This window comes from Nocardioides sp. P4_G4 (assembly GCF_056401085.1).
On record NZ_JBFUKA010000177.1, the window covers coordinates 1 to 1,747 of the forward strand.

General features: G+C 62.9%; 2 protein-coding genes. One reads left to right on the forward strand and one right to left on the reverse strand.

Translation table 11 applies throughout. The features are described from left to right. A partial coding sequence (locus AC1DQF_RS21550) for an HNH endonuclease (RefSeq protein ID WP_477527266.1) occupies positions 1–410 on the forward strand: 410 nt, incomplete at its 5' end. 415 nt (positions 411–825) lie between these two features. Here the strand turns inward: AC1DQF_RS21550 and AC1DQF_RS21555 are convergent. Further along, positions 826–1,575, reverse strand: coding sequence for a DUF6339 family protein (locus tag AC1DQF_RS21555; protein WP_477527267.1), 750 nt, complete (start codon positions 1,573–1,575; stop codon positions 826–828). Between the last annotated feature and the right edge of the window lie 172 nt (positions 1,576–1,747).

Sequence of the window (1,747 nt, forward strand, 5' to 3'; positions counted from 1 at the left end):
TGTGTCCTCTGTCCCCCACGACGAGATGGAGCTGGAAGAGTGTGTCCTCTGTCCCCCACGACGAGATGGAGCTGGAAGAGATCAGCGCGGACGAGGGCAGGCTGCTCGTCGCCAAGCACTTTCGACGAGAACGCAGTCCGAAACTGCGTCGCGCCAAGATCGCGAACGTCAAGGCCGGGGGTATGACGATCGCCTGCGAGGTGTGCGCCTTCGACTTTGCTGCGACCTACGGACAATTGGGGGTCGACTACATCGAGGTCCACCACGTGCTGCCGTTGCATGCGTCCGGACCAGCGCGCACCCGCCTCGAGGACTTGGCGCTGCTGTGCGCGAACTGCCATCGGATGATCCACAGGTCCAAGCCCTGGCTCACGCCAGCTCAACTCCSGGGACGCCTACTCGCCCCCTAGCCGACGCCCTCCTCCTGTCCGTGGCCTCGCTTTGCCACCCGCCGGGCGGCGGGTCGGTGAGGGGCCACGACAGATGCCCTCGAGCGAGAGAAGCACCTCATGGTCGGCGTCGGCATCGCAATCAGGTCCACCCACGCCACAAGCGCAAGGGGTAATCCCGCAGTGACGTGCCTGATCTRACCCTGGCGGATCGGCACGGGCTGCTGCTGCTCCAATCCGCGTTGTCGCTGGTGACGCGTTCAGCATTACCGCGAGCACCGACCGCGACTTGGCCACGGGCCCGACTCAGACGCACCGCCGCGTTCGCAGCAGACCAAGGCTGCGCGTCATACGGTCGGGCGTGTGCTCGAAGTGGCGGACGCGGCATGGCGGCGAGCACCAGGAGCCCCTGAAAGGTTCCCAGAGGCATGACGTGTCAGTCGTCCGAGCCCCCCAGTTCTGAAGGCAGAAGGCTGAGCGAGTCTGCGCCAGCCGCACAAGACTGCACGACCTCATCGAGTGCCTCGTCCTCAAGCGAGTCAAGGAGGCGAACACCCGTTTGGAAAGTGAGCAACTTGTAGAACTTTCTGGCCCACTCGTCGCGCTTTGGACCCTGATGCTCAGCGACAGTGTGAGCAGCAAAGCGCGCAAGTCTACGGTTCCTGACCAGCGCTGTGCGTTCGAAGAGTCCAACTAGCTCGTCTTCCTTGAGGTCGAGCTCGAGGAGGCCGTTCCCAAGAATCTCGTGCCTGATCCATGCCTTCCTCAGCACATTCCTGTGCCCCCCAATGAGACGATCATCGGGCAGACTCGGGAACCGGATTGCAATGACGTCTGGAAGCACGACAGCACTCAAGAAGTTCCAGGTCTCCTCGTGCGAGGCGTCGGACGGCACAATTGCGAGCGAGGCATGGAGGGCGGCACCGAGTTCGCGGTCGAAGGTTGCCTTGTCAGTGACTCTCCCCGCAGACAACCAGAATCTGACTGCATCAATAATGCGGGACCGCGCCTCACCGATCTCGGTCGGTGTTGCGATCCGGCCGGTGGAGACAGGGTGCTGCCGCTCGTGATGAACACGGGCGAGCGTGGATACGGACGAGAGCCCCCCGGTCCTCAGCGCCTCTCGAATACGGCCGGCCTCGATCAGTGCATGTGAACGCGACAGGCGCGGATAGGACAACATCATGACGTCACTGCCGAGTAGACGAGGCGATCAAACCGCAGGGGTTCCTCGCAGATCACCTTTACTGCTTCACGAAGTCCTCGTCGCAGGTAGAGCTGACACATATAGTCGACAACGCCACCCAGGGAGTCGTCCTCGAACTCGGCCGTACCCTCGTCGCTGAGGTGGGCACAGA

Bases quoted from the DNA above. Each gene is read 5' to 3' on its own strand.
- AC1DQF_RS21555 (WP_477527267.1), bottom strand. From the start codon at position 1,575: ATGATGTTGTCCTATCCGCGCCTGTCGCGTTCACATGCACTGATCGAG.